At 68.7% G+C, this 22840-nt stretch carries 18 protein-coding genes, 2 tRNA genes and 1 pseudogene; 13 read left to right on the top strand and 8 right to left on the bottom strand.

The features are described 5' to 3' along the window. Positions 1 to 39 precede the first annotated feature (39 nt). The 9 genes from WS78_RS10445 (at position 40) to WS78_RS10405 (ending at position 10104) form a co-directional block, all read left to right on the top strand. Positions 40 to 1278, top strand: coding sequence for a fimbrial protein (locus WS78_RS10445; RefSeq protein WP_059575127.1), 1239 nt, complete (start codon positions 40 to 42; stop codon positions 1276 to 1278). Between the two features lie 3 nt (positions 1279 to 1281). Further along, positions 1282 to 2622 (top strand): CpaF family protein, encoded by a 1341-nt coding sequence (locus WS78_RS10440; protein WP_038743227.1) that lies wholly within the window; start codon positions 1282 to 1284, stop codon positions 2620 to 2622. Beyond that, positions 2615 to 3604 (top strand): type II secretion system F family protein, encoded by a 990-nt coding sequence (locus WS78_RS10435; RefSeq protein ID WP_038743225.1) that lies wholly within the window; start codon positions 2615 to 2617, stop codon positions 3602 to 3604. The genes WS78_RS10440 and WS78_RS10435 overlap by 8 nt, the downstream gene beginning before the upstream one ends. Positions 3605 to 3609: 5 nt before the next feature. Beyond that, positions 3610 to 4632, top strand: a complete 1023-nt coding sequence (locus WS78_RS10430) for a type II secretion system F family protein (protein WP_038743223.1) — start codon at positions 3610 to 3612, stop codon at positions 4630 to 4632. A 36-nt stretch (positions 4633 to 4668) separates the two neighbouring features. Further along, positions 4669 to 5661 (top strand): tetratricopeptide repeat protein, encoded by a 993-nt coding sequence (locus WS78_RS10425; RefSeq protein WP_038743221.1) that lies wholly within the window; start codon positions 4669 to 4671, stop codon positions 5659 to 5661. 21 nt (positions 5662 to 5682) lie between these two features. Next, on the top strand, positions 5683 to 6075 hold the full coding sequence (locus tag WS78_RS10420) for a DUF3613 domain-containing protein (protein ID WP_059575125.1): 393 nt from the start codon (positions 5683 to 5685) through the stop codon (positions 6073 to 6075). Between the two features lie 7 nt (positions 6076 to 6082). Continuing rightward, positions 6083 to 7891 carry a TadG family pilus assembly protein gene (locus tag WS78_RS10415; protein ID WP_059575123.1) on the top strand — a complete coding sequence of 603 codons (1809 nt, stop codon included), beginning with the start codon at positions 6083 to 6085 and terminating at the stop codon, positions 7889 to 7891. 16 nt (positions 7892 to 7907) lie between these two features. Beyond that, complete coding sequence (locus WS78_RS10410; RefSeq protein WP_059575121.1) at positions 7908 to 9299, top strand: sigma 54-interacting transcriptional regulator; 1392 nt, start codon at positions 7908 to 7910, stop codon at positions 9297 to 9299. Between the two features lie 88 nt (positions 9300 to 9387). Next, positions 9388 to 10104: a DUF2968 domain-containing protein gene (locus WS78_RS10405; protein WP_059575119.1), complete on the top strand. Its 717-nt coding sequence runs from the start codon at positions 9388 to 9390 to the stop codon at positions 10102 to 10104. Between the two features lie 158 nt (positions 10105 to 10262). On the opposite strand, the gene hfq is transcribed toward WS78_RS10405, so the two are convergent. Next, positions 10263 to 10931, bottom strand: coding sequence for an RNA chaperone Hfq (hfq, locus tag WS78_RS10400; RefSeq protein WP_038743212.1), 669 nt, complete (start codon positions 10929 to 10931; stop codon positions 10263 to 10265). Between the two features lie 305 nt (positions 10932 to 11236). On the opposite strand from hfq, the gene WS78_RS10395 reads away from it, so the two are divergent. Continuing rightward, positions 11237 to 11506, top strand: a complete 270-nt coding sequence (locus WS78_RS10395; RefSeq protein ID WP_059575158.1) for a PXPV repeat protein — start codon at positions 11237 to 11239, stop codon at positions 11504 to 11506. 130 nt (positions 11507 to 11636) lie between these two features. On the opposite strand, the gene WS78_RS10390 is transcribed toward WS78_RS10395, so the two are convergent. The 4 genes from WS78_RS10390 to WS78_RS10375 all read right to left on the bottom strand — a co-directional run bounded on the left by WS78_RS10390 (position 11637) and on the right by WS78_RS10375 (position 17065). Continuing rightward, a complete protein-coding gene (locus tag WS78_RS10390; protein WP_038743210.1) occupies positions 11637 to 12620 on the bottom strand; it encodes a DUF1571 domain-containing protein in 984 nt (327 codons plus the stop codon). 56 nt (positions 12621 to 12676) lie between these two features. Beyond that, positions 12677 to 14455, bottom strand: a complete 1779-nt coding sequence (locus WS78_RS10385; RefSeq protein WP_059575117.1) for an AMP-binding protein — start codon at positions 14453 to 14455, stop codon at positions 12677 to 12679. A gap of 182 nt (positions 14456 to 14637) precedes the next feature. Next, on the bottom strand, positions 14638 to 15621 hold the full coding sequence (locus tag WS78_RS10380) for a TetR/AcrR family transcriptional regulator (protein WP_059575115.1): 984 nt from the start codon (positions 15619 to 15621) through the stop codon (positions 14638 to 14640). Positions 15622 to 15838: 217 nt separating this feature from the next. After that, on the bottom strand, positions 15839 to 17065 hold the full coding sequence (locus tag WS78_RS10375) for an MFS transporter (RefSeq protein WP_038743205.1): 1227 nt from the start codon (positions 17063 to 17065) through the stop codon (positions 15839 to 15841). A gap of 340 nt (positions 17066 to 17405) precedes the next feature. On the opposite strand from WS78_RS10375, the gene WS78_RS10370 reads away from it, so the two are divergent. The 3 genes from WS78_RS10370 (at position 17406) to WS78_RS10360 (ending at position 20495) form a co-directional block, all read left to right on the top strand. Then, the gene (locus WS78_RS10370) at positions 17406 to 17978 is read left to right on the top strand and encodes a GNAT family N-acetyltransferase (protein WP_038743203.1); all 573 of its coding nucleotides are present in this window, start codon (positions 17406 to 17408) and stop codon (positions 17976 to 17978) included. Positions 17979 to 18109: 131 nt separating this feature from the next. Beyond that, positions 18110 to 18736, top strand: coding sequence for a ParB-like protein (locus WS78_RS10365; RefSeq protein WP_059575113.1), 627 nt, complete (start codon positions 18110 to 18112; stop codon positions 18734 to 18736). A gap of 46 nt (positions 18737 to 18782) precedes the next feature. Further along, complete coding sequence (locus WS78_RS10360) at positions 18783 to 20495, top strand: SulP family inorganic anion transporter (protein ID WP_038743199.1); 1713 nt, start codon at positions 18783 to 18785, stop codon at positions 20493 to 20495. A gap of 212 nt (positions 20496 to 20707) precedes the next feature. On the opposite strand, the pseudogene WS78_RS10355 reads toward WS78_RS10360, so the two are convergent. The 3 genes and pseudogenes from WS78_RS10355 to WS78_RS10345 all read right to left on the bottom strand — a co-directional run. Continuing rightward, positions 20708 to 21743 (bottom strand): annotated as a pseudogene (locus tag WS78_RS10355) (PA domain protein); the annotation flags it as partial. Between the two features lie 543 nt (positions 21744 to 22286). Further along, a tRNA-Leu gene (locus WS78_RS10350) sits at positions 22287 to 22373 on the bottom strand. A 157-nt stretch (positions 22374 to 22530) separates the two neighbouring features. Continuing rightward, positions 22531 to 22615: transfer RNA gene (locus tag WS78_RS10345), tRNA-Leu, on the bottom strand. Positions 22616 to 22840 lie beyond the last annotated feature (225 nt).

The raw sequence follows: 22840 nt of genomic DNA, 5'->3' as shown, positions 1-22840 counted from the left end.
CGAGCGCCGCCACGCGGCGCGCAACCGGGATGCTTCATCATGAACGCGAGAACACTATCTTTGGCTGAGCCCGCCGTCACCGACTACTTCGTCTGTGCGTCGCTCGAGGGCGAGCATGTGCGCTGGCTCGCGCAGACGCTCGTTTCGGCGGGCGCGGTGGAGGCCGCGCCGCTCGAGCCGGCGGCGCTCGCTCAGCGGATCGCCGGGCTCAATCCGGTGCTCGTCTTCGTCGATTTCTCGGGCGGCCACGCGCAGGCGGCGAGCGCCGTGGCGGCGGCCGTGCGCCTGTCGCATCCGGGGCTGCCGATCGTCGCGCTCGGCTCGCTCGGCGAGCCGGAAAGCGCGCTCGCCGCGCTGCGCGCGGGCGTGCGCGACTTCATCGATTTTTCCGCGCCCGCCGAGGATGCGCTTCGGATCACGCGCGGGCTGCTCGACCACGTCGGCGACCAGCCGAGCCGCCACGGCCGGCTGATCGCGCTCCTCGGCGCGCGCGCCGGGATGGGCGCGAGCACGCTCGCCGCGAACCTGTCGGTGCTGTTGCAGCGGCGCTCGGCCGCGCAAGGGCGGCAGACGGCGCTCATCGATCTCGGGCTGCCGGCGGGCGACGGCGCGCTGTTCCTCAACACGCGCTGCGAATTCGATTTCGTCGAGGCGGTGCGCAACCTGCGCCGCTTCGACCGGACCTTCGTCAACACGGCGCTCGCGCGCCACGCGAGCGGCGTCGCGCTGACGTCGCTGCCGCCGAACCTCGCCGGGCTGCGCGACGTGTCGTACGCGTCGTGCGTCGGGCTCCTGAACCGCCTACGTGCGTTCTTCGACTACCAGATCGTCGACTTGGGCGGCTTCTCGAACCGCGATTTCGTCGTGCAGACCGCGAACGCGGCCGACGAATCGTGGCTCGTGTGCGACCAGGGCGTCGCTTCCATCGTGTCGGCCGTCGAGCTGCTCGAGTCGCTGCGCGACGCGGGCGTCGATACCGACAGTGTGCGTCTCGTCGTCAACCAATACGATCCGGCGCTCGGCCTCGCGCCCGCGCAGATCGCCGAGCGCCTCGGCCTCGCGCTCGCCGCGACGTTGCCGTCGCGGCGCGTGCCGGTCGGGCATGCGGCCAATCAGGGCAAGCTGATTGTCGACGTTGCCGAGCGCGATCCGTACGTGCGCGCGCTCGAGCCGCTCGTCGAGTGCGCGACGGGCGGCTCGGGGGCCGCCGCATCGCGTCCGGCGAGCGGTCTTTCCGCGCTCAGGCGCTTCATTCAACCCACCTCCAAGCGGTCGTAAGAGATGGCACACGACATTCAATTTGCCGACGGGGCGACGCCGTTCTCGCAAACGCAGCAGTTCCACGACATCAAGAACGCCGCGCACGAACATCTGCTGACGCGCATCGAGGAGCTGGGCGCGGAGTTCGGGCGCTGGTCGCGGCAGGCGATCAACCAGTTCGTCGATCTCGAGATCGACAGCTTCGTGAGGCTGCGCCGCATTCCGCTCAACGAAAACGAAGTGCGCGCGGTCGCGCAGGCGCTGACGAAGGAGCTCGCGGGCTTCGGCCCGATCGAGGACCTGCTCGCCGATCCGCACGTCGAGGACATCCTGATCAACGGCTACAGCGACGTGTACGTGTCGAAGCACGGGATACTGGCGAAGCTGCCCGTGCGCTTCACCGACAACGCGCACCTGCTGCGGATCGTGCGGCGCATCCTCGCGCCGATCGGCCGGCGGCTCGACGAGTCGAATCCGATGGTCGACGCGCGGCTGCCCGACGGCGGGCGCGTGAACGTCGTGATCGAGCCGCTGTCGATCGACGGCCCCGTCGTGTCGATCCGCAAGTTCCGCAAGGACCCGCTGAAGCCCGCCGATCTGCTCGCGAACGGCACGTTCAACGACGAAATCGGCACGCTGCTCGAGGCCGCGGTCGCGGCGCGCTGCAACATCCTCGTGTCGGGCGGCACGAGCTCGGGCAAGACCTCGCTCCTGAACGCGCTCGCGTTCCACATCCCCGAGGCCGAGCGCGTCGTGACGATCGAGGACACGGCCGAGCTGTCGCTCAACCACCCGCACGTCGTGCGGCTCGAGAGCCGGCCGGGCGGTTTCGACGGCACGGGCGTCGTGACGATCCGCGACCTGCTGCGCAACACGCTGCGAATGCGGCCCGACCGGATCATCGTCGGCGAAGTGCGCGGCGGCGAGGTGCTCGAGATGATGCAGGCGATGAACACGGGCCACGACGGCTCGATGGGCACGATCCACGCGAGCTCGCCGCGCGAATGCCTGTACCGCCTCGAGATGCTCGCCGGCTTCGCGGGCTTTCAGGGCACCGAATCGAGCCTGCGCCGGCAGATCGCGAACGCGGTCGACTTCATCGTGCAGATCGGGCGGCTGTCGAACGGGCGGCGGCGCATCCTGTCGGTGACCGAAGTGACGGGGCTGTCCGACAACATCATCGCGACGCAGGAGCTCTATCGCTACGAGCCGCGCGTGAACGCGGACGGCGACGAGACCGACGCGTGGGAGTCGCTCGGCATCCATCCGCATTCGCCGAAGCTCGCGCGCTTCAGGCAGGCGCTCGCGGGCGGCGGCTTCGGCGGCGAGCCGTTCGGCCGCGGCGGGGGCTTCAATGTCTAGCGCGGCGCTTTGGGCGCTCGCGCTCGCGCTGCTGTGCGCGGCCGGGGCGCTCGCGCTGTGGCGGCGCGGCGAGGCGACCAAGGAGCGCGCGCACGCGGCGCGCTACATCGACAGCCGGCTCGAGCCCGGCGCGCGCCCGGGCGCGCCGCCGAAGGCGCCGCTCGCGGGCGAGCCCAAGCGCGCGGCCGCGGCGGGCGACGCGCCGGGCGCGAAGCCCGCCGAGGGCCTCACGCGGTGGCGCGAGCGCGTGGCGCACGCATGGCTCAACGTGTCGAACCGCGCGGGCGTGCCCGAGATCCGCACGCCGCTCGTCGCACTCGTCGCGGCGACGGGCGTCGCGGCGCTGTGGATGGGCCTGCGCGCCGGCTGGCTCGCGGCCGTCGCGGTGCTCGTGGCCGGCGCGACGCTCGTGCTGTTCTGGCTCGTGTCGCGGATACAGAAGCGGCGCATGCAGATCGTCCGGCAACTGCCGTCGTTCCTCGACGGCATCGTGCGGCTCGTCACGCTCGGCAACAGCGTGCCCGCCGCGTTCCAGGCGACGCTGCAGACGACCGAGGCGCCGCTGCGCGGCTGCCTCGACCACGTGTCGCGGATGCTGCGCTCGGGCGTCGAGATCGATCGCGCGATGGTCCACATCGCGGCGCTCTACCGGATCAAGGAATTCGAGCTCGTCGGCTCGGTGCTGCGGCTGTCGGTCAAGTACGGCGGCCGCGCGGACGTGATGCTCGACCGGATGGCCGTTTTCATGCGCGACCTCGAGCAGGCGGAGCGGGAGCTGATCGCGATGTCGGCGGAGACGCGGCTGTCCGCGTGGGTGCTCGGCCTGCTGCCGATCGGCCTCGGCAGCTTCGTGATCGCGACCAACCCGAAATATTTCAGCACGATGTGGCTCGATCCGTCAGGCCGGCAGCTCGTGTATCTCGCGTTCATGTTGCAGATCGCCGGCGGCTACTGGCTGTACCGGCTGGCCCGATTGAGGTGACGACGATGGACCCCAGCCGTCTCGGCGCAATCGCGCTCGTTCTCGGCGCGCTCGGCGTGCTGCTGCTTGCCGTGCTCGCGATCATGCGGATCGTGCTCGCGCAGCGCTCCGATCGCGCGCTCGCCGACGCGCTCGGCCAGCGCGCGGCCGCGCTGGAGGCGGCCGTCGCGCGCACGACGGCGCGCGCCGCGCCAGCCGGCGGCGCGGCGCGCGCGAGCGCAGCGGAAGAGCCGGCGCCGGTCGCGCGCCGTGCGCGCTTCGCGACGCTGCTCGACCGCGCGGGCACGTTCGGCATGCGGATGCTCGACACGCGGCTCGGCAAGCAGATCGTCGCCGACGAGGACCGGATGCTGCTCGAGCAGTGCGGCTATGTCGACGCGCACACGCGCGGCATCTTCCTCAGCGCGCGGATCGCGTGCGCCATCGCGCTGCCGGCCGCCGCGGCGATCGTCGGCGGCGAGACGGTCCGCACGCATCTGAGCGCGTGGGTCGCGATGTCCGTCATCGCCGGCTTCATGCTGCCGAAGATCCATGTGCGCCGCCGTGCGGCGGCGCGCCGCCAGTCCGTCGTCGACGAGATGCCGCTCCTCGTCGACATGCTGCGGCTGCTGCAGGGCGTCGGGCTGTCGCTCGACCAGAGCATCCAGGTCGTCACGAACGATTTCAGGGGGATGCTGCCGGTGCTGTCGTCGGAGCTCGCGATCGCCCAGCGGCAGTTCGCCGCGGGCCGGGCGCGCGAGCAGTCGCTGCAGCGCCTCGCGACGAGCTTCGACAACGAGGACCTGCGCGCGATCGTGCGCCTGTTGATTCAGGTCGACAAGCACGGCGGCGCGGTGCAGGAACCGCTCAAGCAGTTCGGCGACCGGCTGCGCGAAGTGCGGCGCGCGATGCTGCGCGAGCGGATCGGCCGGCTCACCGTGAAGATGACGGGCGTGATGATTCTCACGCTGCTGCCCGCGCTCTTCATCGTGACGGCGGGGCCGGGGATGCTCGCCGTGACGCATGCGCTCACGGCCGCGCGCCGTTGACCACATCGGCCGGCGCGCAATGAAGGAAGGCACGACATGAGACGAAACAGCTTTTCAAAGATGATGACGACGGCGGCGCTTGCGACGCTCGCGCTGTCGCTCGCCGCGTGCGGGGTGTTCAAGGAGTCGGGCTACGGCATCGGCGCGCAGGCCGAGCGAGCGGCGCTGATGCAGGCCGCGGCCGACAAGAACGCGACGCCCGACACGCCCGGCATGTATCTCGGCCTCATCGGCCGGATGCAGTCGCAGGGGCTCTATTTCGCGTCGCTCGCGCACATCGATGCGTACGAGAAGCAGTACGGCGTGTCGCCGGACACGATCCTGCTGCGCGCCGACGCGCTGCGCGCGACCGACCAGCCGGCCGCGAGCGCGGTCGCGTACAAGCAGCTGCTCGGCACGCCGCTCGCCGCGCGCGGCTATCGCGGGCTCGGCCTGCTGGCCGGCGCGTCGGGCGACTTCGACGCCGCGTCGCAAGCGCTCGCGCAGGCGGCGGCGCTCGCGCCGACCGATTCGCCGACGCTGTCCGATCTCGCATACGCGCGGATGCGCGGCGGCGACGTCGCGCTCGCGCGCGTGCCGCTGATGAAGGCGGCGGAGCTCGACCAGAACAATCCGAAGATCCTGAGCAACCTCGCGCTCTTCCTGCTCGCGACCGGGCAGACGCGCGACGCGCTCGGCCTGATGAATCAGCTGAAGCTCGCGCCTGCGGTACGAACGGAAATCCGCAACGACGCGGCGAAGATCGCGGCTGCGTCGCGTGCGCGGCAACGCGCGCTCGCGCGCCCGGGCGCGCCGAATGCGGCGGGCCAGACAGGGGCGGCGGGGGCGGCGGGAGCCGCCGGTGCGGCGGGGACCGGTGCCGGCGCTGGCGCGATCGGCATCGTCGGCGCAACGGGTGCGATGGGTGCGGCAGGTGCGGCGGGCGGCAAGGGGGAGGCGACCGTCGCGGGAGCGCCCGCGCCCGTCGCGTCCGCTTCCGCGTCGGCCTTCGAGCCGACGGTGCCGCTCTTGCAGCGATTCTCGCAATGACAGACGTGACACGGAGCCGATATGACGACGCATGACCAAACCAAGACCGCCGCGGCCCGCTCCGGACGCGCCCGCGCGCTGCGCGCGGCGACGCTCGCGGCCGCGCTCGCGGCCGCGACGGGCGCGGCATGCGCGCAAGCGCCTCAATCGCCTCAATCGCCGCAAGCCGCGACGCCGCCCGCATCGGAGATTGGCCACGCGACGCAGACGTGGTTCGAATTGCAGGCGAGCAACCGCGACGCGGCGCCGTCGCAGCCGATGATCGGCGAGGCGGCGTCGCTTGCGTACGCACGCTATATCGAGTCGTTCAAGACGAAGATCCCGGCGTTCTACGGATCGGCGGCGGGCATGGGCGGCGGTGGCGGTGGCGGCGGGGCGGACTCCCTTCTCGCGCCGGCGTCGCATTCTCAGTGAGGGCCGCATGCCGTTAGCTCGCCGTTTCGCCGAACGCCGATCGTTCGCTCGCGGGCGTCGGTCGATCGCGCGCGAACGCGGCGCGTTCGCCGTCGTCGCGGCGGTCTGGATGCTCGTCGCGATCGCGGCGCTCGGTGCGATCGACATCGGCAACGCGTTCTTCGTGCGCCGCGACTTGCAGCGGGTTGCCGACATGGCCGCGCTCGCCGCCGCGCAGAAGATGGACAACCTGTGCGCGCGGCCGAACGCCGCCGCCGCGGCGAACGCGAGCTCGAACGGCTTCGATCCGGCGAAGAGCGGTAACACGCTCGCGGTCGCGTGCGGGCGCTGGGACACGCAGAGCAACGCGGGGCCGAGCTACTTCAATACGGCGTCGACGCCGCTGAACGCGGTGCAGGTGACGGCGACGCAGAGCGTGCCGTACTTCTTCCTCGGCCCGTCGCGCACGGTGAGCGCGATATCCACCGCGAAGGCGACCAACATCGACCAGTTCACCGTCGGCACGACGCTCGCGAGCCTGCAAGGCGGCCTCGTGAACAACGTGCTGAACGCGTTGCTCGGCGCGAATCTGGGCTTGAGCGTGCTGTCGTATCAGGCGCTCGCGTCGACGCAGATCAAGGTGGGCGACCTGATGGCGGCCGCGAACGTGCTGACCGTCAACGAGCTGCTGTCGACGCAGGTGACGGCGGGGCAGTTCGCGCAGCTGATGCTGACCGCGCTGTCGCGCACGCAGGTCGTGAACGCGAACCTGCAGGCGAGCGTCGCCGCGTTGCAGGCGATCGTCGCGGCGAATCTCGGCGGCGGGAAATTCAGCATCGGCAGCCAGTCTGGCGGGCCCGGCGTGTTCGCGCTCGGCCTGTCCGACACGCAGGCGGCGGCCGACGCGAAGATCAACGTGTTCGACGCGCTGATGGTTTCGGCGGAAGTCGCGGCGGCGGGCCAGCCGGCGGTGAACGTCGCGACGGGGCTGCAGCTCGCGGGGCAGGGCGCGACGCTGATGTTGCAGGTCATCGAGCCGCCGACGATCGCGATCGGCGAGGCGGGAACGGACCCGAAGACGGGCGCGTGGCGCACGCAGGCGAACAATGCGCAGATTCGGCTGTATCTGAACGTGGGTCTAGGCACGGCGGGTTTGTTGCCGACCGGCGTGCTGTTTCCGGTTGCGGCGCTCGTGAGCCTCGTTGAAGGCATCATTCAGGTCAATTTGAATCTGCCGCTCACGTTGCAGGTCGCGACGGGCTCGGCATGGCTTCAGTCGACGAACTGCGCGGCGACTGCCGCGTCGAGCAGCGCGACGATCACCGTGCAGCCGGGCCTTGCGAACCTGTGCATCGGCGACGTGCCGACGAATCTTCCCGCGCAGCAGACGTTCGCCTGCAACGTGCCCGCGACGCTCGCGACGCTCGGCGTGCTGAACGCGCCGCTGCTGCAGATCAAATCGGCGCTCGCGTTGCCCGTGGTGGTGCCGCAGTCCAATGCGGCGACGCTCACGTTCAACGGCGTGACGGGCGACGCCGACGACTATCAGACGACGAATTCGAACGCGGTGGGCTCGGTGCTCTCGAACGCGCTGTCGGGCGCCGCGCAGTCGCTGACGGGGCCGAACGGCCTGACGCTCTACGTGTTCGGCCAACCGGTTGCGGTCGGCAGCATGCTCAATCCCGTGGTGTCGCTGCTGCTGAGCCAGCTCGGCCCCATGCTGAATTCGCTCGACCAAGTCGTCGTCCCGCTCCTGAACCTGCTGGGCGTTCAGGTCGGGGCGGCGACGGTCCACAACCTGGCGCTGACCTGCGGCACCGCGCAAACGGTTTATTGAAGAAGTCACGATAACGATGAGAAACACGAACGCAATCGAAGGACTCGACCTGTACGTCTGGGAGGGCAAGGCCGACATTGTCGACCGGGTCGCGCGCTGCATGTCGAGCTTCGAAGTCGAGGTGATCCGCGCCGACAACGAGGTCGTCTCGCCCGAGCGGACCGCGATGCGCCCGTCGCTCGCGATCATCAGCGTCACGATGATCGAGGCCGGAGCGGCGTTCCTGCGCAGCTGGCAGGCGGACATCGGCATGCCGGTGGTCTGGGTCGGCGCCGCGCGCGATCACGATACGTCGCTGTACCCGCCCGAGTATTCGCATATCCTGCCGCTCGATTTCACGTGCGCGGAGCTGCGCGGCATGATCTCGAAGCTCGCGGTGCAACTGCGCGCGCACGCGGCGAAGACGCTCGAGCCGAGCACGCTCGTCGCGCATTCGGAGTGCATGCAGGCACTGCTGCAGGAAGTCGACACGTTCGCCGATTGCGACACGAACGTGCTGCTGCACGGCGAGACGGGCGTCGGCAAGGAGCGGATCGCGCAGTTGCTGCACGAGAAGCACTCGCGCTACTGCATGGGCGAGTTCGTGCCCGTGAACTGCGGCGCGATTCCGGACGGCCTGTTCGAATCGCTGTTCTTCGGGCACGCCAAGGGCTCGTTTACGGGCGCGGTGGGCACGCACAAGGGCTACTTCGAGCAGGCGGCGGGCGGCACGCTCTTTCTCGACGAAGTCGGCGATCTGCCGCTCTACCAGCAGGTCAAGCTGCTGCGCGTGCTCGAGGACGGCGCGGTGCTGCGCATCGGCGCGACGGCGCCCGTCAAGGTGGATTTCCGGCTCGTCGCGGCGAGCAACAAGAAGCTGCCGCAGCTCGTCAAGGACGGCTTGTTCCGGGCGGACCTATACTACCGGCTCGCGGTGATCGAGCTCAGCATTCCGTCGCTCGAGGAGCGCGGCCCCGTCGACAAGATCGCGCTGTTCAAGTCGTTCGTCGCGTCGATCGTCGGCGAGGAGCGCCTCGCCGCACTGCCGGAGCTGCCATATTGGCTCGCCGAAGCGGTCGCCGATTCGTATTTTCCGGGCAACGTGCGCGAGCTGCGCAACCTGGCCGAGCGCGTCGGCGTGACGGTGAGGCAGACGGGCGGCTGGGACACGGCGCGGCTGCAGCGGCTCGTCGCGCAGGCGCGCAGCGCCGCGCAGCCGGTGCCGGCCGAGAGCGCGCCCGACGTGTTCGTCGATCGCAGCAAGTGGGACATGGCCGAGCGCAGCCGCGTGATCGCCGCGCTTGACGCGAACGGTTGGCGTCGGCAGGATACCGCGCAGCATCTCGGGATCAGCCGCAAGGTGCTGTGGGAAAAGATGCGCAAATATCAGATTTTCGACGAGGAGCCCGAAGCCAGGGAAAGCGAATGAAGCAGGGCTGCGACGCAGCCGACCAACATGCATTCGAATAACGACAACACATCGAAGCAGGAAAAACATAATGAGCCACATACGGGGAATGGGGCGCGTCTTCGTCGCGATCGCGGCGGCGGGCGGCCTCAGCGGCGCGCATGCGCAGGCATTGGGTAGCGCCGACGGGGCGTTGCAGGCATCGCCGGCGTTGACCGCGTCCGCCGTGCCGGTGCCGGCGGCGGCCGTCTCGGCGAGCGCCGTCGTCAATCTGTCGGCGCCCGGCGCAACGGCGGCCGCGAGCGCCGACGCGAACGGGGCGAGCACGATCGACGAGCTGCAACGGCAAATCCAGGCGCGCGAACTGACCGAGATGCGCACGACGTACAACGGCAGCTACGGCGCGAGCCTGCTGCTCAACGTCGACGAAGGCACGTACTTCGTCGCGCTGTTTCAGCAAAAAGCGTTCTGGCGCGTGATCAAGACGGCGAGCGACGCGCGTGCGGAGGCGGTCTACCGCGATTTCGCGAAGCAGTCGGAGACTCTCGCGGTCAACGAGCTGCAGGCCGCGAAGCTCGAGTCGCAGAAGGCGCAGGCCGACCGGCAGATCGCCGCCGCGCAGGAGCGGGCGAACCGGTTGCAGGCCGATCTGAACATCGCGCGCGAGCAGCGGGCGGCCGTCGCGAGCCGGCAGAAGGACAAGCTTGACGAGACGGTTGCGCTGCGCGATCAGCGCAACGAGCGGCAAGATCAATTGCGCAAGCTGCAACAGCAAGTGCGCTCGCTGCAACGGCAGGCCGACGCTGGATTGCCGAAGGCGCGTTGATCGCAAATGGAGCGGGGCGGAGCCGGACGGCTTCGCTTCGCGCAAGCGCCGGCTTTCGCGGCGGCGCGAACTCGCGACGCTCGATGTGAAGCGACGCTTGACGAAAAAAGGGCAAGCCGCGATGAACGGCTTGCCCTTTTTGTTTGGACGGAGTCGGCTTATTGACCGTCCGTCGGCCCGAGCGAGCGGCGGCGGCGCGTGACGATCACGGGGCCGTTGCCGTTGCGCTCCTGTGCGCCGGACGGCGTCGACACGCCATCTTGCGGCTCGCGCGGCGCGCCGTACGATTCGCGGGGTTCGCGCGGCTCGCGGGAGCCGTAGCCGTCGCGGGGTTCACGGGAGCCGTAGCCGCCGTCGCTGCGTTCGCGTGCGCCGTAGCCGCCGTCGCCGCGCTCACGCGCACCGTAACCGCCGTCGCCACGGGAATCGCGGGAGCCGTAGCCGCCGCCGTCGCCGCGGGATTCGCGTGCGCCGTAACCGCCGCCTTCGCCGCGCGGCTCGCGGGAGCCGCCGTGCGAGCCGTACGGACCGTGGCCGCCGCCTTCGCGCCCGCCGGGGCGACCGCCGCCATGGCCGCCGCCCGGACGCGGGCCGCGCGGGCCGCCCGGACGGGAGCCGCCCGTATCGAGCTGAATCGTCGAAATGGCGCGTTTATAGATGCCTTGCAGGCCGACGGGCGTGCGCAGCATCACCAGATACTGGTCGAACGACTCGATGCATCCCGTCAGGCGAATGCCGTTGACGAGATAAATTTCGACGCGCTTGCGTTCCTTGCGCGCGGCATTGATGAAGTCGTTTTGCGGATGGGATTCTGCAGGATTGGCCATTAAAAAGCGGCAGGTGCCGGCGTCAATTAAGAGTTATGCGTTTCGCCGCATGCGAACTTACACAGCGTTTGGCGGGATTTTACCCTGTTCGAACCCGATGCGCGCGCGAGCGTTTGTGTCTAACCGTTACCCACTATAGACGGTCCGGGCGATTTGCGCGATCCGTCCGATCGGCCAGTGCGTGTTTGCGCGCACTTCCGTTACGTCGCGTTACAGCTCTCGCAAGGCCGTTTCACCTGGCGGCGGACGGGGCGGCTACAGTCCATGCATGAAGCCGGCAGAGCCGGCGAAACGAGGTGACGAACATGAAAAAGTTACTGACGAGCATGATGCTGGGCGTCGCGGCGCTCGCCGTATCGGGTGCCGCGACGGCGGGCGGCGTCGATCTGTCGATCGGAGTCGGCGTGCCGGTCGCGCCCGTGTACGTGGCGCCGCAGCCCGTCTACGTCGCGCCGCAGCCCGCCGTCGTCGGATATCCGGCGTACGGGTGGCGCGGCGACGATGACGAAGACTACTGGAAGCACGAGCGCAAGCACTGGCGCAAGTGGCACCGCCATCACGACGATGACGATTGACCCTGCGGGCGGCCCGGCCGGGCAGGCCGGCCGCCGTGCCGACGCAGCGAAACGCCGCGCGGGCCGCCAAGGCCGCGCGGCGTTTTTCATGGGCGCCCGTCTTGGCGATTCGTGACGAAACGATGACGGCTCAGAACTTGTACTCGGGATTCTTCGGATCGAACGCCGTTTCGTCGAACGACTTCGGCGTGATCCTCTCGAACACGACCTTCTCGAACACGCGCCCGTCGTTGTCGTACGACTCGACGGTGCGGAAATACGGCTGCCGCAGATCGAGCCCGAGCGTTTCCTTCTTCGCGTAGAACTGCGGCCGGCCGCCGGGCGTCTCGTAGGTGAGCGCGACGACGCGCACGCCCTTGATCGTTTTCGCCTCGACGTGCGTCGGCTTCAGCACGCCCGCTTCGCGGTACTTCTTCGCCTCGCTCAAATACAGGTTCGCGACGAACTCGGTGCCGAGATCGCGCACCTGGTGGTTCGACTGCGCGCGCGAGAGGGCGCCGTCGAGCGCCGTCCACATCGGCACCTTGCCGAGCAGGCCGCCCAGGTGGCCGTACATCTCGTCGGCGCGCTTCGTCGAGTCGTAGATCACTTCCTGGCCCGAGTGCGCGCTGTCCGGCAGCCACTTCGCGTACACGCGCAGCGGCCCGCGCGTCACCTTGACGAGCATGTGATCGGGCGTATCGGACCATTTGCCGCTGAGGCGCTCCTGGCGCAGCATCGTGAATTCGTACGACGAGTAGCCGATCGGGCCCGCGGCGACGTACTCGGGCACCGTCTGCGGATCGAGCGACTTGAAGAGCGCGGTGAGCATTGCGTCGTCGAGCTTTTCGAGCGCGCCTTCGCGCGCGGCCGTGCGCAGCCAGCGCGCCTGCTGGTCGACGGGGAGCTTCGCGACCTTCGCGAGCTCGGGCGCAAGCGCGGCGTCGGGCGCGCCGGATTCGACGGCGGCGTGCGCGTCGGCGCCTGCGCTTGACTGCGCGTGCGCGGCGCCGCCGGCGAACCCGAGCGCGAGCGTAAGCGCGAGTGCGCTCGCGGCCGAAGCGGCGACGAGCCGGCGCCGCGCGAATCGCGTTCGCTGCGACGAAGATGGGTGCTGCGGTGACGCGTGTGACATGCATTCCTCCCAGAACGCGTTCGAAAATTCGTGTGGTCGTGCCTCGGTTGGCCGAATCAATGCCGCGCCGACGGATTCGCCGGCGCTTTCGCGAGCTTCGCGAGTTCCTCGTCGCGCAGCGCGCGGCGCAGGATCTTGCCGACATTGGTCTGCGGCAGCGCGTCGCGGAATTCGACCGCCTTCGGCATTTTGTAGCCCGTCAGGTTCTTGCGGCAGTGCGCGAGCACGTCCTCGACCGTCAGCGACGCGTCGCGCGGCACGACGAACACCTTGATGCGCTCGCCGTGCACGGGATCGGGAATGCCGATCGCCGCCGCCTCGCGGATGCCCGGATGCGACACGAGCACGTCCTCGATCTCGTTCGGATAGACGTTGAAGCCCGACACGAGAATCATGTCCTTCTTGCGATCGATGAGGCGGATGAAGCCGCGTTCGTCCATCACGCCGATGTCGCCCGTCGCGAGCCAGCCGTCGGCGTCGATCACCTTCGCGGTTTCGTCGGGGCGCTGCCAGTAGCCGCGCATCACCTGCGGGCCGTGCACGCATAGCTCGCCCGATTCGCCGACGTTCGCCCACGCGCCGTCCTCCTTGCGAAAGCGCACGATCGTCGACGGCGCGGGCAGCCCGATCGAGCCGCTGAACGCGCGCTTCTCGTTCACGTCGTACGGGTTCATCGTGACGATCGGCGAGCACTCGGTGAGCCCGTAGCCTTCGACGATCGGGCAGCCCGTCACCTGCTCGAAGCGCTCGGCGACCGCGCGCTGCATCGCCATTCCGCCCGCCATCGCGAGCTTGAGCTTCGAGAAGTCGCGCTTGCGGAATTCCTCGTTGTCGAGGAACGCGTTGTAGAGCGTGTTGATGCCGGTGATGCCCGTGAAGGTTTCGTGGCGCAGGATCTTCATCATCATCTTCGTGTCGCGCGGATTCGCGATCAGGATGTTGCGACCGCCGAGGCCGAGGAAGATGAACGCGTTCACCGTCAGCGAATAGATGTGATAGAGCGGCAGTGGCGTGAGCACCGTTTCGACGTCGCCCGTCAGTTGATCCTCGATCCACGCCTTCGCCTGCAGCAGGTTCGCGATCAGGTTGCCGTGCGTGAGCATCGCGCCTTTCGCCACGCCCGTGGTGCCGCCCGTGTACTGCAGGAACGCGAGGTCGTCGCGCTTGAGCGCGACGGGCGCCGGCGCCTTGCGCGCGCCGGCGGCGAGCGCCGCGCGCAGGCGCACGGCCTGCGGCAGCCGGTACGGCGGCACGAGCTTCTTCACGTGCTTGAGCACGAAGTTGATCAGCCGGCCTTTCGGATTGAGGCCGTCGGCGAGCAGATCGCCGAGCGCGGTCACGACGACGTGCTTGATCTGCGTTTCGGGCAGCGCGTCCTCGAGCGTCTTCGCGAAATTCTCGAACACGACGATCGTCTGCGCGCCGCAGTCCTTCAGCTGATGCGCGAGCTCGCGCACCGTGTAGAGCGGGTTGACGTTCACGACGATCGCGCCCGCCTTCAGCGCGCCGAACAGCGTGACCGGATACTGGAACGTGTTCGGCAGCATGATCGCGACGCGGTCGCCGGGTTTCACGCCGAGGCTCTGCAGGTACGACGCGAACGCGACCGCCTTGTGCGCGAGCGCCGCGTAGGTGAGCCGCGCACCCGCGCTGATGAACGCGACGCGCTCAGCGTAGCGCGTCGTGCATTCGTCGAAGTACTGGGCAAGCGATTCGTACTGCGTGACGTCGATGTCGTGCGGCACGCCTTTCGGGTACGACGCATGCCAGATGCCGTCGGTGTTCGGTGCTTGCGTGTGGGCGTGGGCGGGCGCGGGCGCAACGGGGGCGGTCATCGCTTGTCTCCTGAATCGCTGAATCGTTATGATGGGCCGACGCGCGGGCGTCGAAGGCGCGATGCGCGGTGCGCCGCGCAGCCGGGGTGGGCGATCGGGCGGGGCGTCGGATCGCGACGCGCCCGGCGCCGCCGCGCTCGGCCGCGTGCCACGCGGCCGATGCTCGCAGCGTTGGACCTCGATCAGGTCGCGTGGGTTTCGTGCGCGGCCGCGACCATGGGCTCGGCCGCGATCGGTTCAATGCACGGTGCGGCGGCAGCCGCAGCGGCGGTCGGCATCGGCGCGGCGGGTGTCGCAGCGGCCGACGTCGGCGGCGCGGGGTTCGGCGCGGGCGCCGAAACGGCGGCCGGCGCGATCTCCGGTGCGGCGGCGGGCGCGGACGGCGCGATGGCGGCAACGGCGGCGCCTGCCGCCGCCGCCGCCGCCGCCGCCGGCTCGGCCGGATGCGTCGCGTCGGCCGACGCCGCAGCGCCGTCGAGCACCGACGCGAAGATCGTGAGCTGCGCCGTGTCGGGCATCGGCGCCTTCAGCGCGGCGACGATCAGCGACGACAGCCGCGCGATCATTTGCACGTCGTTCATCGAGCGGCCTTGCGTGAATTCGTCGATGAGGCTTTCGGTCTCCGCGCCCGCGAGCGCGCCGGACAGCGCGCCGATCGCGTAGTGCAGCCGCCAGCCGAGCTCCGCGCGCGGCAGGTTCGGCAGCGCGCGCTGGAACGCGTCGAAGAAGCGGCCGGCGACGCTCGCGTAGTGCGCGGTCAGGAAATTGCGCACGAACGCCGACGGATCGGTGTACGCGCGGCCGATGAGTCTGAGGAATGCGCGGCCGCCGCGTTGCGGATCGCGCGACGCCTGCAGCGCCGGAATGAACATCGCGCCCAGCACGTGCTCGCACGTGACGTGCGGGCCGAGTTGCGCGTCGAACCGATCGAGGATGCGCAGGCGCTCCTCGTTCAGCTGATCGAGGCGCCGCGACAACATCGCGTGGATGAGCGCTTCCTTGCTACCGAAGTGATAGTTGACCGCGGCAAGATTCACCGCTGCGCGCGATGTGATTTGCCGCATCGACATCGCTTCGAAGCCATGCTCGATGAAAAGATCTTCGGCCGCATCGAGGATGCGCGCCTTCGTCCCGCCGGATTGCCGGCTGGCCTGTCGAACTGCCATGTTCCGCCTCCCTTGCCGGTTTCCCGGTACGCGAACAAGCGATTCAAATCTGTAATTGAAACAGCTGTTTTCATTAAGATAAAAAGCGGTGCGGGGCGGCGGCAAGCGTTCTTTATGGACAAATTCCTCTAGAGCGTTCAGTGCAATGCAGCATGAATCACGCGCCGCGCGCAGTACGGCGCGCGCTTGCGCAATGGTGCGCCGCCGCGTGCGGGCGCTATCCCGTCGTCGGGCTCATCGCGGCCGCCTGCGTCATGTCGATCCCGCGTCGCTCGCGGCTGAACACAATTAAAACGCAGATGACGACGGCGACGATGCCCGCGACCGTCGCGAGCGCCATGCTGTAGTCGTTGCCGTGATTGACCGCGAGTTGCGCCTGCATCGTCGCGTTGCCCGACGCGAGCAGATTGCCGAGCTGATACACGAAGCCGGGGAAGGTCGCGCGAATCTCGTCGGGCGAAATCTCGTTCAGATGCACGGGGATCACGCCCCATGCGCCCTGCACCGAGATCTGCATCAGGAACGCACCGGCGGCGAGCGCGAGCACGCCGGTCGAGAACGCCCAAAGCGGCAGCACGGGCAGCGAGATCATCGTTGCGATGAAGATCGCGCGGCGGCGGCCGATGCGCTCCGACAGCCAGCCGAACGTGAGCCCGCCGACGATCGCGCCGATGTTCAGCACGATCGTGATCCCCGACACCGTGTGCGGATCGAAGTGATGCTGTTCGCGCAGGAATGTCGGATAGAGATCCTGCGTGCCGTGCGAGAAGAAGTTGAACGCGGTCATCAGCACGACTGCGTAAATCGACAGCTTCCAGTTCTGCTTGAGCGTCTCGACGAGGCTCGGGCGCGCGCGCTTTTCCATCTGCTTCCACGCGGGCGACTCGGGCACTTTCGCGCGCACGTACAGCACGAGCAGCGCGGGCAGCACGCCGATCATGAACATGCCGCGCCAGCCGATGTACTGGTAGAAGAGGCCGAAGACGATCGACGCGAGCAGATAGCCGCTCGGGTAGCCCGCCTGCAGCAGGCCCGACACGGCGCCGCGCGCGCGCGTCGGGATCGTTTCCATCGTCAGCGCGGAGCCGACGCCCCATTCGCCGCCCATGGCGACGCCGAACAGCGTGCGCAGCACGAGCAGCGCGGCCAGGCTCGGCGCGAAGCCGGACGCGAGCTCGAGCAGCGAATAGCATGCGATGTTGATCATCAGCGTCGGCCGGCGGCCGAAATGATCGGCGAGGCGGCCGAAGATCAGCGCGCCGATCGGGCGCGCGGCGAGCGTCAGCGTGATCGCGAACGCGACGGCGGGAATCTTCGTGTTGAATTCGGCGGCGATGTCCTTCAGCACGAACACCATCAGGAAGAAATCGAATGCGTCGAGCGTCCAGCCGAGGTAGGCGGCGATCGTGACGTTGCGTTGTTCCCGGGTCCAGCTCATGGTCATGGCGGCGGTCTCCTCGAGGGAAAGCGCCGTCGTGGCCCGCACCGTCCGGCTGGCGCTGCGCGCAGGCGGTAATGCGAGTGTACGCCGCTCATCGCGCGCGCGAGGGCTCTGAACGATCCGATCCGGATTTATCCCTATGAAATACCTTGTTGCCCAGGACGTAACCGATGTGTGCGCCGCATTCGTCACGTCGAGCTCATCGCGTCGCGCCGCATCGCGTCGAGCGAACGGCGCGGGATCGCCCGGCTGCGCGTGCGAACCGGCGCGATTCGCCGCGGTTTTCGCGATGCGGCGGGCGATGCTAAGGTAGCGCCGTCCTCTTTCTTTCATGTGCTTACAGATGGATTCGGATTCGCAAGCTCTCCCGGCGCTGCCGGTTCTCGAAACCGATCGCTTGTGGCTGCGCCCGCGCATGCTCGCCGACCTCGACGCATGCATCGCGATGGATCGCGATCCGGACGTGACGCGCCACATCGCCGGTCCGTGGAGCGATCCGCTCGAGCATCGCCGTTTCGTCGAGCATCGGATCACGCGCGCGTATCCGCCCGGCCTCGGCTATTGGTCGATCTTCGAGAAGGCGCGGCCCGAGCGCTTCGTCGGCTGGACGCTGCTGATTCCCGATTTCGCCGAAGGCGGCCGCGACGTCGAGATCGGCTGGCGCCTCGTGCGCGAAGCATGGGGGCGCGGGATCGCGAGCGAAGCCGCGCGGCGCGTCGTGCGGCACGCGTTCGAGACGGTCAGGCTGCCGCGCATCGTCGCGGACATCGCCGCGCAGAACGACGCGTCGCTGCACGTCGCGCGCAAGCTCGGGATGCGGCGCGTCGGCATCGTGCAGGACGGCATCCCGTACGTCCGTCACCGGCTCGAGCGCGCGGACCTCGCGACTCTTTCGACTGTCGCGGCTCGCCGCTGACGCCCGGGTGCCGCCGCGCGCGCCGCGCACCGTGCGGCAGTACGCATGGCGCAAGCCTCGGGGGCAATGCGGTATTAACGCGAGCGCCGATCCCATGTATCGTTGCCGACATCCTATTCGGGAGTCCCACCATGACGATCGGCCACGACGTGCATCTCATCCCCGCCAAGCTCGACGCGCTGCGCCCGACGCAGATCACGGTCGGGTATCGCGAAGTGAAGGCGAAGCGCAAGCACTGGAAATCGCTCGGCAAGAAGGCGCGCAAGGCCGCGATCGATTCGCACTGGTTTCCGGCCGTGTTGGGGCCGGGCGGCGAGTACTTCATCACCGATCATCATCATCTCGGGCTCGCGCTCATCGAAGAGGGCGTGACCGAGGTGAGGGCGATGCTGCTGAAGGATCTGTCATGGCTCGACGAAACGATCTTCTGGCGGATGATGGAGCACAACCAGTGGGTGCATCCGTTCGGCACGAACGGCGTGCGCCATGACTACGCCCGCTTGCCGAAGTCGCTCGTCGGCCTGAAGGACGATCCTTACCGCAGCCTGGCGGGCGAACTGCGCACGGCGGGCGGCTACGCGAAGGACGCGACGCCGTTCAGCGAATTCCTGTGGGCCGATTTCCTGCGCCCGAAAATCGCGCTGACGCAGATCCGCAAGGATTTCGCGACGGCGCTCGAAGCGGCGCTCGGCCACGCGCACACGCAGGAGGCGCGCTATCTGCCGGGATGGTCCGGCGTGATCGCGGCGCCGCGCTGAGCGCCGCGTCCTCATTCGATCGACGGACAACGAACACGGAGCGCGCATGGACTCTCGTACGAAGCGTATCGACGCGCCGCCTCAGCAGGCCGAGCATTTCGCCGCGCTCGACGCGCCGCCCGCGCCGCGCGGCCGCCGCACGGCGCTCGACGCACTCGCCGGGCTGTCGATCGCGGGCCTGCTGATTCCCGAGGCGGTCGCGTACGCGGGGCTCGCGAACCTGCCGCCGCAGGCGGGGCTCATCGCGCTGCTGGCCGGGCTCGTCGTCTATGCGATCGCGGGCAGCAGCCGTTTCGCGATCGTGTCGGCGACATCGTCGTCGGCCGTCGTGCTCGCCGCGACCGTGATTTCCGAGGCCGGGCCGAACGTCGCCGCGCAACTTCTGTTAGCGGCCGCGCTCGTCGCGACGACGGGCATCCTGTTCATCCTCGCGGGCGCGGCGCGCCTCGGCGGCATGTCGGATTTCATCGCGCGCCCGGTGCTGCGCGGCTTCACGTTCGGTCTCGCGCTCACGATCGTAATCAAGCAGTTGCCGAAGATCCTCGACGTGCCGATCCACCACAGCGATACGCTGCGCTTCACGTTCGACCTGCTGCTCGGGATTCCGAACGGCAACGTGCACAGCGCGGCGCTCGGCGCGACGGCGCTCGCGATCCTGTTCGCGCTCGGGCGGCGCTCGCGCGTGCCGGCGACGCTCGTCGTCATCGTGCTCGGCATCGCGGCCGGCTATTGGATCGACTGGCATCGCTACGGGATCGCGGTCGTCGGCACGATCGACCTGCAGAATCTCGCGTTCGGGATGCCGGTGCTCGGCCGCTCCGCATGGATGCAGACGGCCGAGTTCGGCTTCGCGCTGATGCTGATCCTGTACGCGGAGTCGTACGGGTCGATTCGCAACTTCGCGCTCAAGCATGGCGACGCGATTTCGCCGAACCGCGATCTCGTCGCGCTCGGCTGCGCGAATCTCGTCTCCGGGCTGCTGCACGGAATGCCCGTGGGCGCCGGCTATTCGGCGACGTCGGCGAACGAGGCGGCGGGCGCGCAGACGCGCATGGCGGGCCTCTTCGCGGCGGCCGTGATCGCGCTGATCGTCTGGCTGCTGCTGCCGCAGCTCGCGCGCATCCCGGAGCCCGTGCTCGCCGCGATCGTGATCTTCGCGGTCAGCCATTCTCTGCATCCCGAAGTGTTCCGGCCGTACTGGGCATGGCGTCGCGACCGGATCGTCGTGATCGCCGCGCTGTCGGCCGTGATCGTGCTCGGCGTGCTGCACGGCCTGCTCGCCGCGATCGGCGTGAGCTTGCTGCTGACGCTGCGGCAACTGTCCGAGCCGAACGTGAGCGTGCTTGGACGGCTGCGGGAGAGCCACGATTTCGTCGACGTGTCGATGCACGAGGATGCGAAGCCGATCCCGGGCGTGGTGATCGTGCGGCCGGAGGCGCAGCTCTTCTTCGCGAACGCGGAGCGCGTGCTGAACATGGTGCGGCATCTCGCGCGCGATGCGCAGCCGCCCGTGCACACGGTGATGCTGAGCCTCGAGGAATCGCCCGACATCGACGGCACGACGATCGAAGCGCTGAAGACGTTCGCCGCCGAATGCGACGCGCGCGGCTGGCGCCTCGTGTTCGTGCGCCTGAAGCCGAACGTGCTGCGCGTGCTTCAGCGCGCGGCCGACGGAGCGCTGCGGGCGGGCGCGCTGTCCGAGCTGAGCGTCGACGAGAGCCTGCAACTGCTGGCGGCGGGCGAGCCGCAGCATGCGTGATGCGTCGGCGGCGTCCGCCGCCGCGCGTGCATGGCGCCGATGCGCGCGGCGCGATCGTCGCGCCGGCCGATCGTGTCGCTCCGTGCCGCTTCGTGTCGCCCCGCTTCGTTTGTGCATCGCGCCGGCGGCCGCTCGGTTCGTCCGTTCGCATGCCTCGCGCTTACGGCGCCCGTCGGCGCCCGTCGGCGCCCGTCGGCACGCGAGCGCAAGCGTCACAGTGTGGCCGCGCGCATGCCCGGCCGCACCGCGCGCAATTCGGAGAACGGCACGCGTGACAGATCGAGCAGCGTTTGCGTCGTCGCCGCGATTTCGTGGCGCAGGCGCACATAGTCGATCTTCTCCGCGGTCGTCACGCCGTCCGTAGTTGAGGAGATACGTCGGGCCCGTGATGACGTTGATCGTCGGCACGCGCCCGCGGCCCCAGAAATACTGGCCCTCGCCGGGCCAGGCGGCGTCGTCGGCGCTGCCGCCTCCGTTCGGATTGAGCGGCGGCATCACGAACGCGGGCGCGGCGTTCGCGCGGCGCACCAGCGCGTCGGCCGCGTCGACGAGCGCGGGCACGGGCGGCATGAAGAGCGCCGCCGGCTCCGCGCGGCCGGTCGGCGCGAGCGCGCCGCGCGCATTCGGCAGCTATTCCTGCGCACCCAGATGCTCGATCGTGACGACGCACGCGATTCGCGCGACGAGCCCGTCGTGCGCGTGGCGAGCGAGGAAATCCTCGATGCCGAGCCCGCCCGCGAAGTGCCCGCTCGACAGCATGATCGTGCGCGGCAGCGCCGCGCGGGGCAGGCGGTACAGGTACTGCGCGATCGCGACGATCGCGTTCGGGCCGTTGTCCTCGATTCCGTTCGTGCCGTCGGTGTGGCTGTTGACGACGGTCAGCTCGTCAGTCGCGCCGGGGATGATGCCGATCAGGTTGCGCGTTTGCACGCGCTCGACGCTCGCGTCGAGCGGCAGCCTGAGCGTGGCGCCGCGCTTCGCGAGCGTGACGAGCTTTGCGCCCGTCGCGCGATCGACGAACAGGCCGGGCGCACGTCGCGGCCGGCCGTCGTACGGTGCATAGAGCCTGGTCGCCTCGGCGGCGGACGTGTCGGCGATCATCACGACGCCGGCCGCGCCCGCCGCCTGCAGCGCGTCGAGCATCGCGGTGAGTGCGCCGAGCATGAAGCTCGTGCGCACGTACGGCGCCGACGGCGGGAACGCATTGTCCGGATCGAACACGCGCAGCGCGCGCTCGCGGAAGAACGCGTCCGGCTTGCCGGCTCGCGCCGGGTCTCGGATTCGTGTGCTGAAAGTGCGTCGGGCGCGTGATCGTTATACGAATGGGGGCGGCGAAGATCAAATGTGATGCGCCGGTAAAGCGACATGGCGCGCGCTCCGCGGCGGGCGCAGGCGCGTTCGGACGCGGATCGGCGCACGCTTGCGAATTGCGCCGACCGTCTTGCGCGGCGCTCGGCAACGCGAGCATGCGTTCGTGCCATTGCGAGCGCCGCGCGCATCGGATGTGCGGTGTGGGTGACGTGAAAGCGTTTCGTTGGTTGTCCCGAGCGAGGTCGCGTGACGGGCCGGCTCGGCCGGGTTCAAAGCGGAGCGAAGAGCGGACGAAGAGGACGCAAGGACGGAGCGACACGGACGCGCGGCGATGAAGCGGCGACGATCGCGATGGCGTCGCATGCGCGATGCATGCCGCCGACATCACACGAGACGCGATCGAACGGCGCGGCGTGTGCGAGAAACAAAAAACCCCGTACGCGATGCGTTACGGGGTTCGTTGTTTTGCTCGATAAGAGATGGTGCCCAGGAGAGGACTCGAACCTCCACGGTGTTGCCACCGCTAGGACCTGAACCTAGTGCGTCTACCAATTCCGCCACCTGGGCACTGCTGCATCGAGCAAGACCGCTATTTTAGACGTCTTATGAATTCTGTCAACAGAAATTTAGGGAGAGACCAAAAATTCATTGAAGACAGTTTTCACGAGACATAGGCAGCCTCACACAAAAAGAAAAAGCCAGCGCAAGCTGGCTTTTTCGAATCTGGTGCCCAAGAGAGGACTCGAACCTCCACGGAGTTACCCGCTAGTACCTGAAACTAGTGCGTCTACCAATTCCGCCACCTGGGCAGGTGCGTGTGCTGCAAAGACCGCAATTATAGACGGTCGAATGAGCCTGTCAACACTTTTTCATCGTGCGCGCAGGGCGCGGCGCATCCCGCGCAACACGCGGCGTGCGGTCCGTTCGGTGCGGCGGCGGGTGTTAGAATGGGGCGGCATGAGCGGCGCGCCCGTTCGGCTCCGCTTGCCGCGGTCGCGCAAGCCAAACGCAACGAGAAAAATCATCGACAAGCC

The sequence above is a fragment of the Burkholderia savannae genome (assembly GCF_001524445.2).
In the GTDB taxonomy this organism is placed as follows: Bacteria; Pseudomonadota; Gammaproteobacteria; order Burkholderiales; family Burkholderiaceae; genus Burkholderia; species Burkholderia savannae.
Note: the sequence above shows the minus strand (reverse complement) of the source record. Positions and strands in the feature narration are given on the sequence as shown.

What these genes read in the sequence shown, in the direction of transcription:
- WS78_RS10440 (WP_038743227.1), top strand. Translation starts at nt 1,282, where the DNA reads ATGGCACACGACATTCAATTTGCCGACGGGGCGACGCCGTTCTCGCAA.
- WS78_RS10435 (WP_038743225.1), top strand. Translation starts at nt 2,615, where the DNA reads ATGTCTAGCGCGGCGCTTTGGGCGCTCGCGCTCGCGCTGCTGTGCGCG.
- WS78_RS10415 (WP_059575123.1), top strand. Translation starts at nt 6,083, where the DNA reads ATGCCGTTAGCTCGCCGTTTCGCCGAACGCCGATCGTTCGCTCGCGGG.
- WS78_RS10365 (WP_059575113.1), top strand. Translation starts at nt 18,110, where the DNA reads ATGACGATCGGCCACGACGTGCATCTCATCCCCGCCAAGCTCGACGCG.
- WS78_RS10385 (WP_059575117.1), bottom strand. Translation starts at nt 14,455, where the DNA reads ATGACCGCCCCCGTTGCGCCCGCGCCCGCCCACGCCCACACGCAAGCA.
- WS78_RS10410 (WP_059575121.1), top strand. Translation starts at nt 7,908, where the DNA reads ATGAGAAACACGAACGCAATCGAAGGACTCGACCTGTACGTCTGGGAG.
- WS78_RS10425 (WP_038743221.1), top strand. Translation starts at nt 4,669, where the DNA reads ATGAGACGAAACAGCTTTTCAAAGATGATGACGACGGCGGCGCTTGCG.
- WS78_RS10430 (WP_038743223.1), top strand. Translation starts at nt 3,610, where the DNA reads ATGGACCCCAGCCGTCTCGGCGCAATCGCGCTCGTTCTCGGCGCGCTC.
- WS78_RS10375 (WP_038743205.1), bottom strand. Translation starts at nt 17,065, where the DNA reads ATGACCATGAGCTGGACCCGGGAACAACGCAACGTCACGATCGCCGCC.
- WS78_RS10395 (WP_059575158.1), top strand. Translation starts at nt 11,237, where the DNA reads ATGAAAAAGTTACTGACGAGCATGATGCTGGGCGTCGCGGCGCTCGCC.
- WS78_RS10445 (WP_059575127.1), top strand. Translation starts at nt 40, where the DNA reads ATGAACGCGAGAACACTATCTTTGGCTGAGCCCGCCGTCACCGACTAC.
- WS78_RS10380 (WP_059575115.1), bottom strand. Translation starts at nt 15,621, where the DNA reads ATGGCAGTTCGACAGGCCAGCCGGCAATCCGGCGGGACGAAGGCGCGC.
- WS78_RS10405 (WP_059575119.1), top strand. Translation starts at nt 9,388, where the DNA reads ATGGGGCGCGTCTTCGTCGCGATCGCGGCGGCGGGCGGCCTCAGCGGC.
- WS78_RS10370 (WP_038743203.1), top strand. Translation starts at nt 17,406, where the DNA reads ATGGATTCGGATTCGCAAGCTCTCCCGGCGCTGCCGGTTCTCGAAACC.
- WS78_RS10360 (WP_038743199.1), top strand. Translation starts at nt 18,783, where the DNA reads ATGGACTCTCGTACGAAGCGTATCGACGCGCCGCCTCAGCAGGCCGAG.
- WS78_RS10390 (WP_038743210.1), bottom strand. Translation starts at nt 12,620, where the DNA reads ATGTCACACGCGTCACCGCAGCACCCATCTTCGTCGCAGCGAACGCGA.
- WS78_RS10420 (WP_059575125.1), top strand. Translation starts at nt 5,683, where the DNA reads ATGACGACGCATGACCAAACCAAGACCGCCGCGGCCCGCTCCGGACGC.
- hfq (WP_038743212.1), bottom strand. Translation starts at nt 10,931, where the DNA reads ATGGCCAATCCTGCAGAATCCCATCCGCAAAACGACTTCATCAATGCC.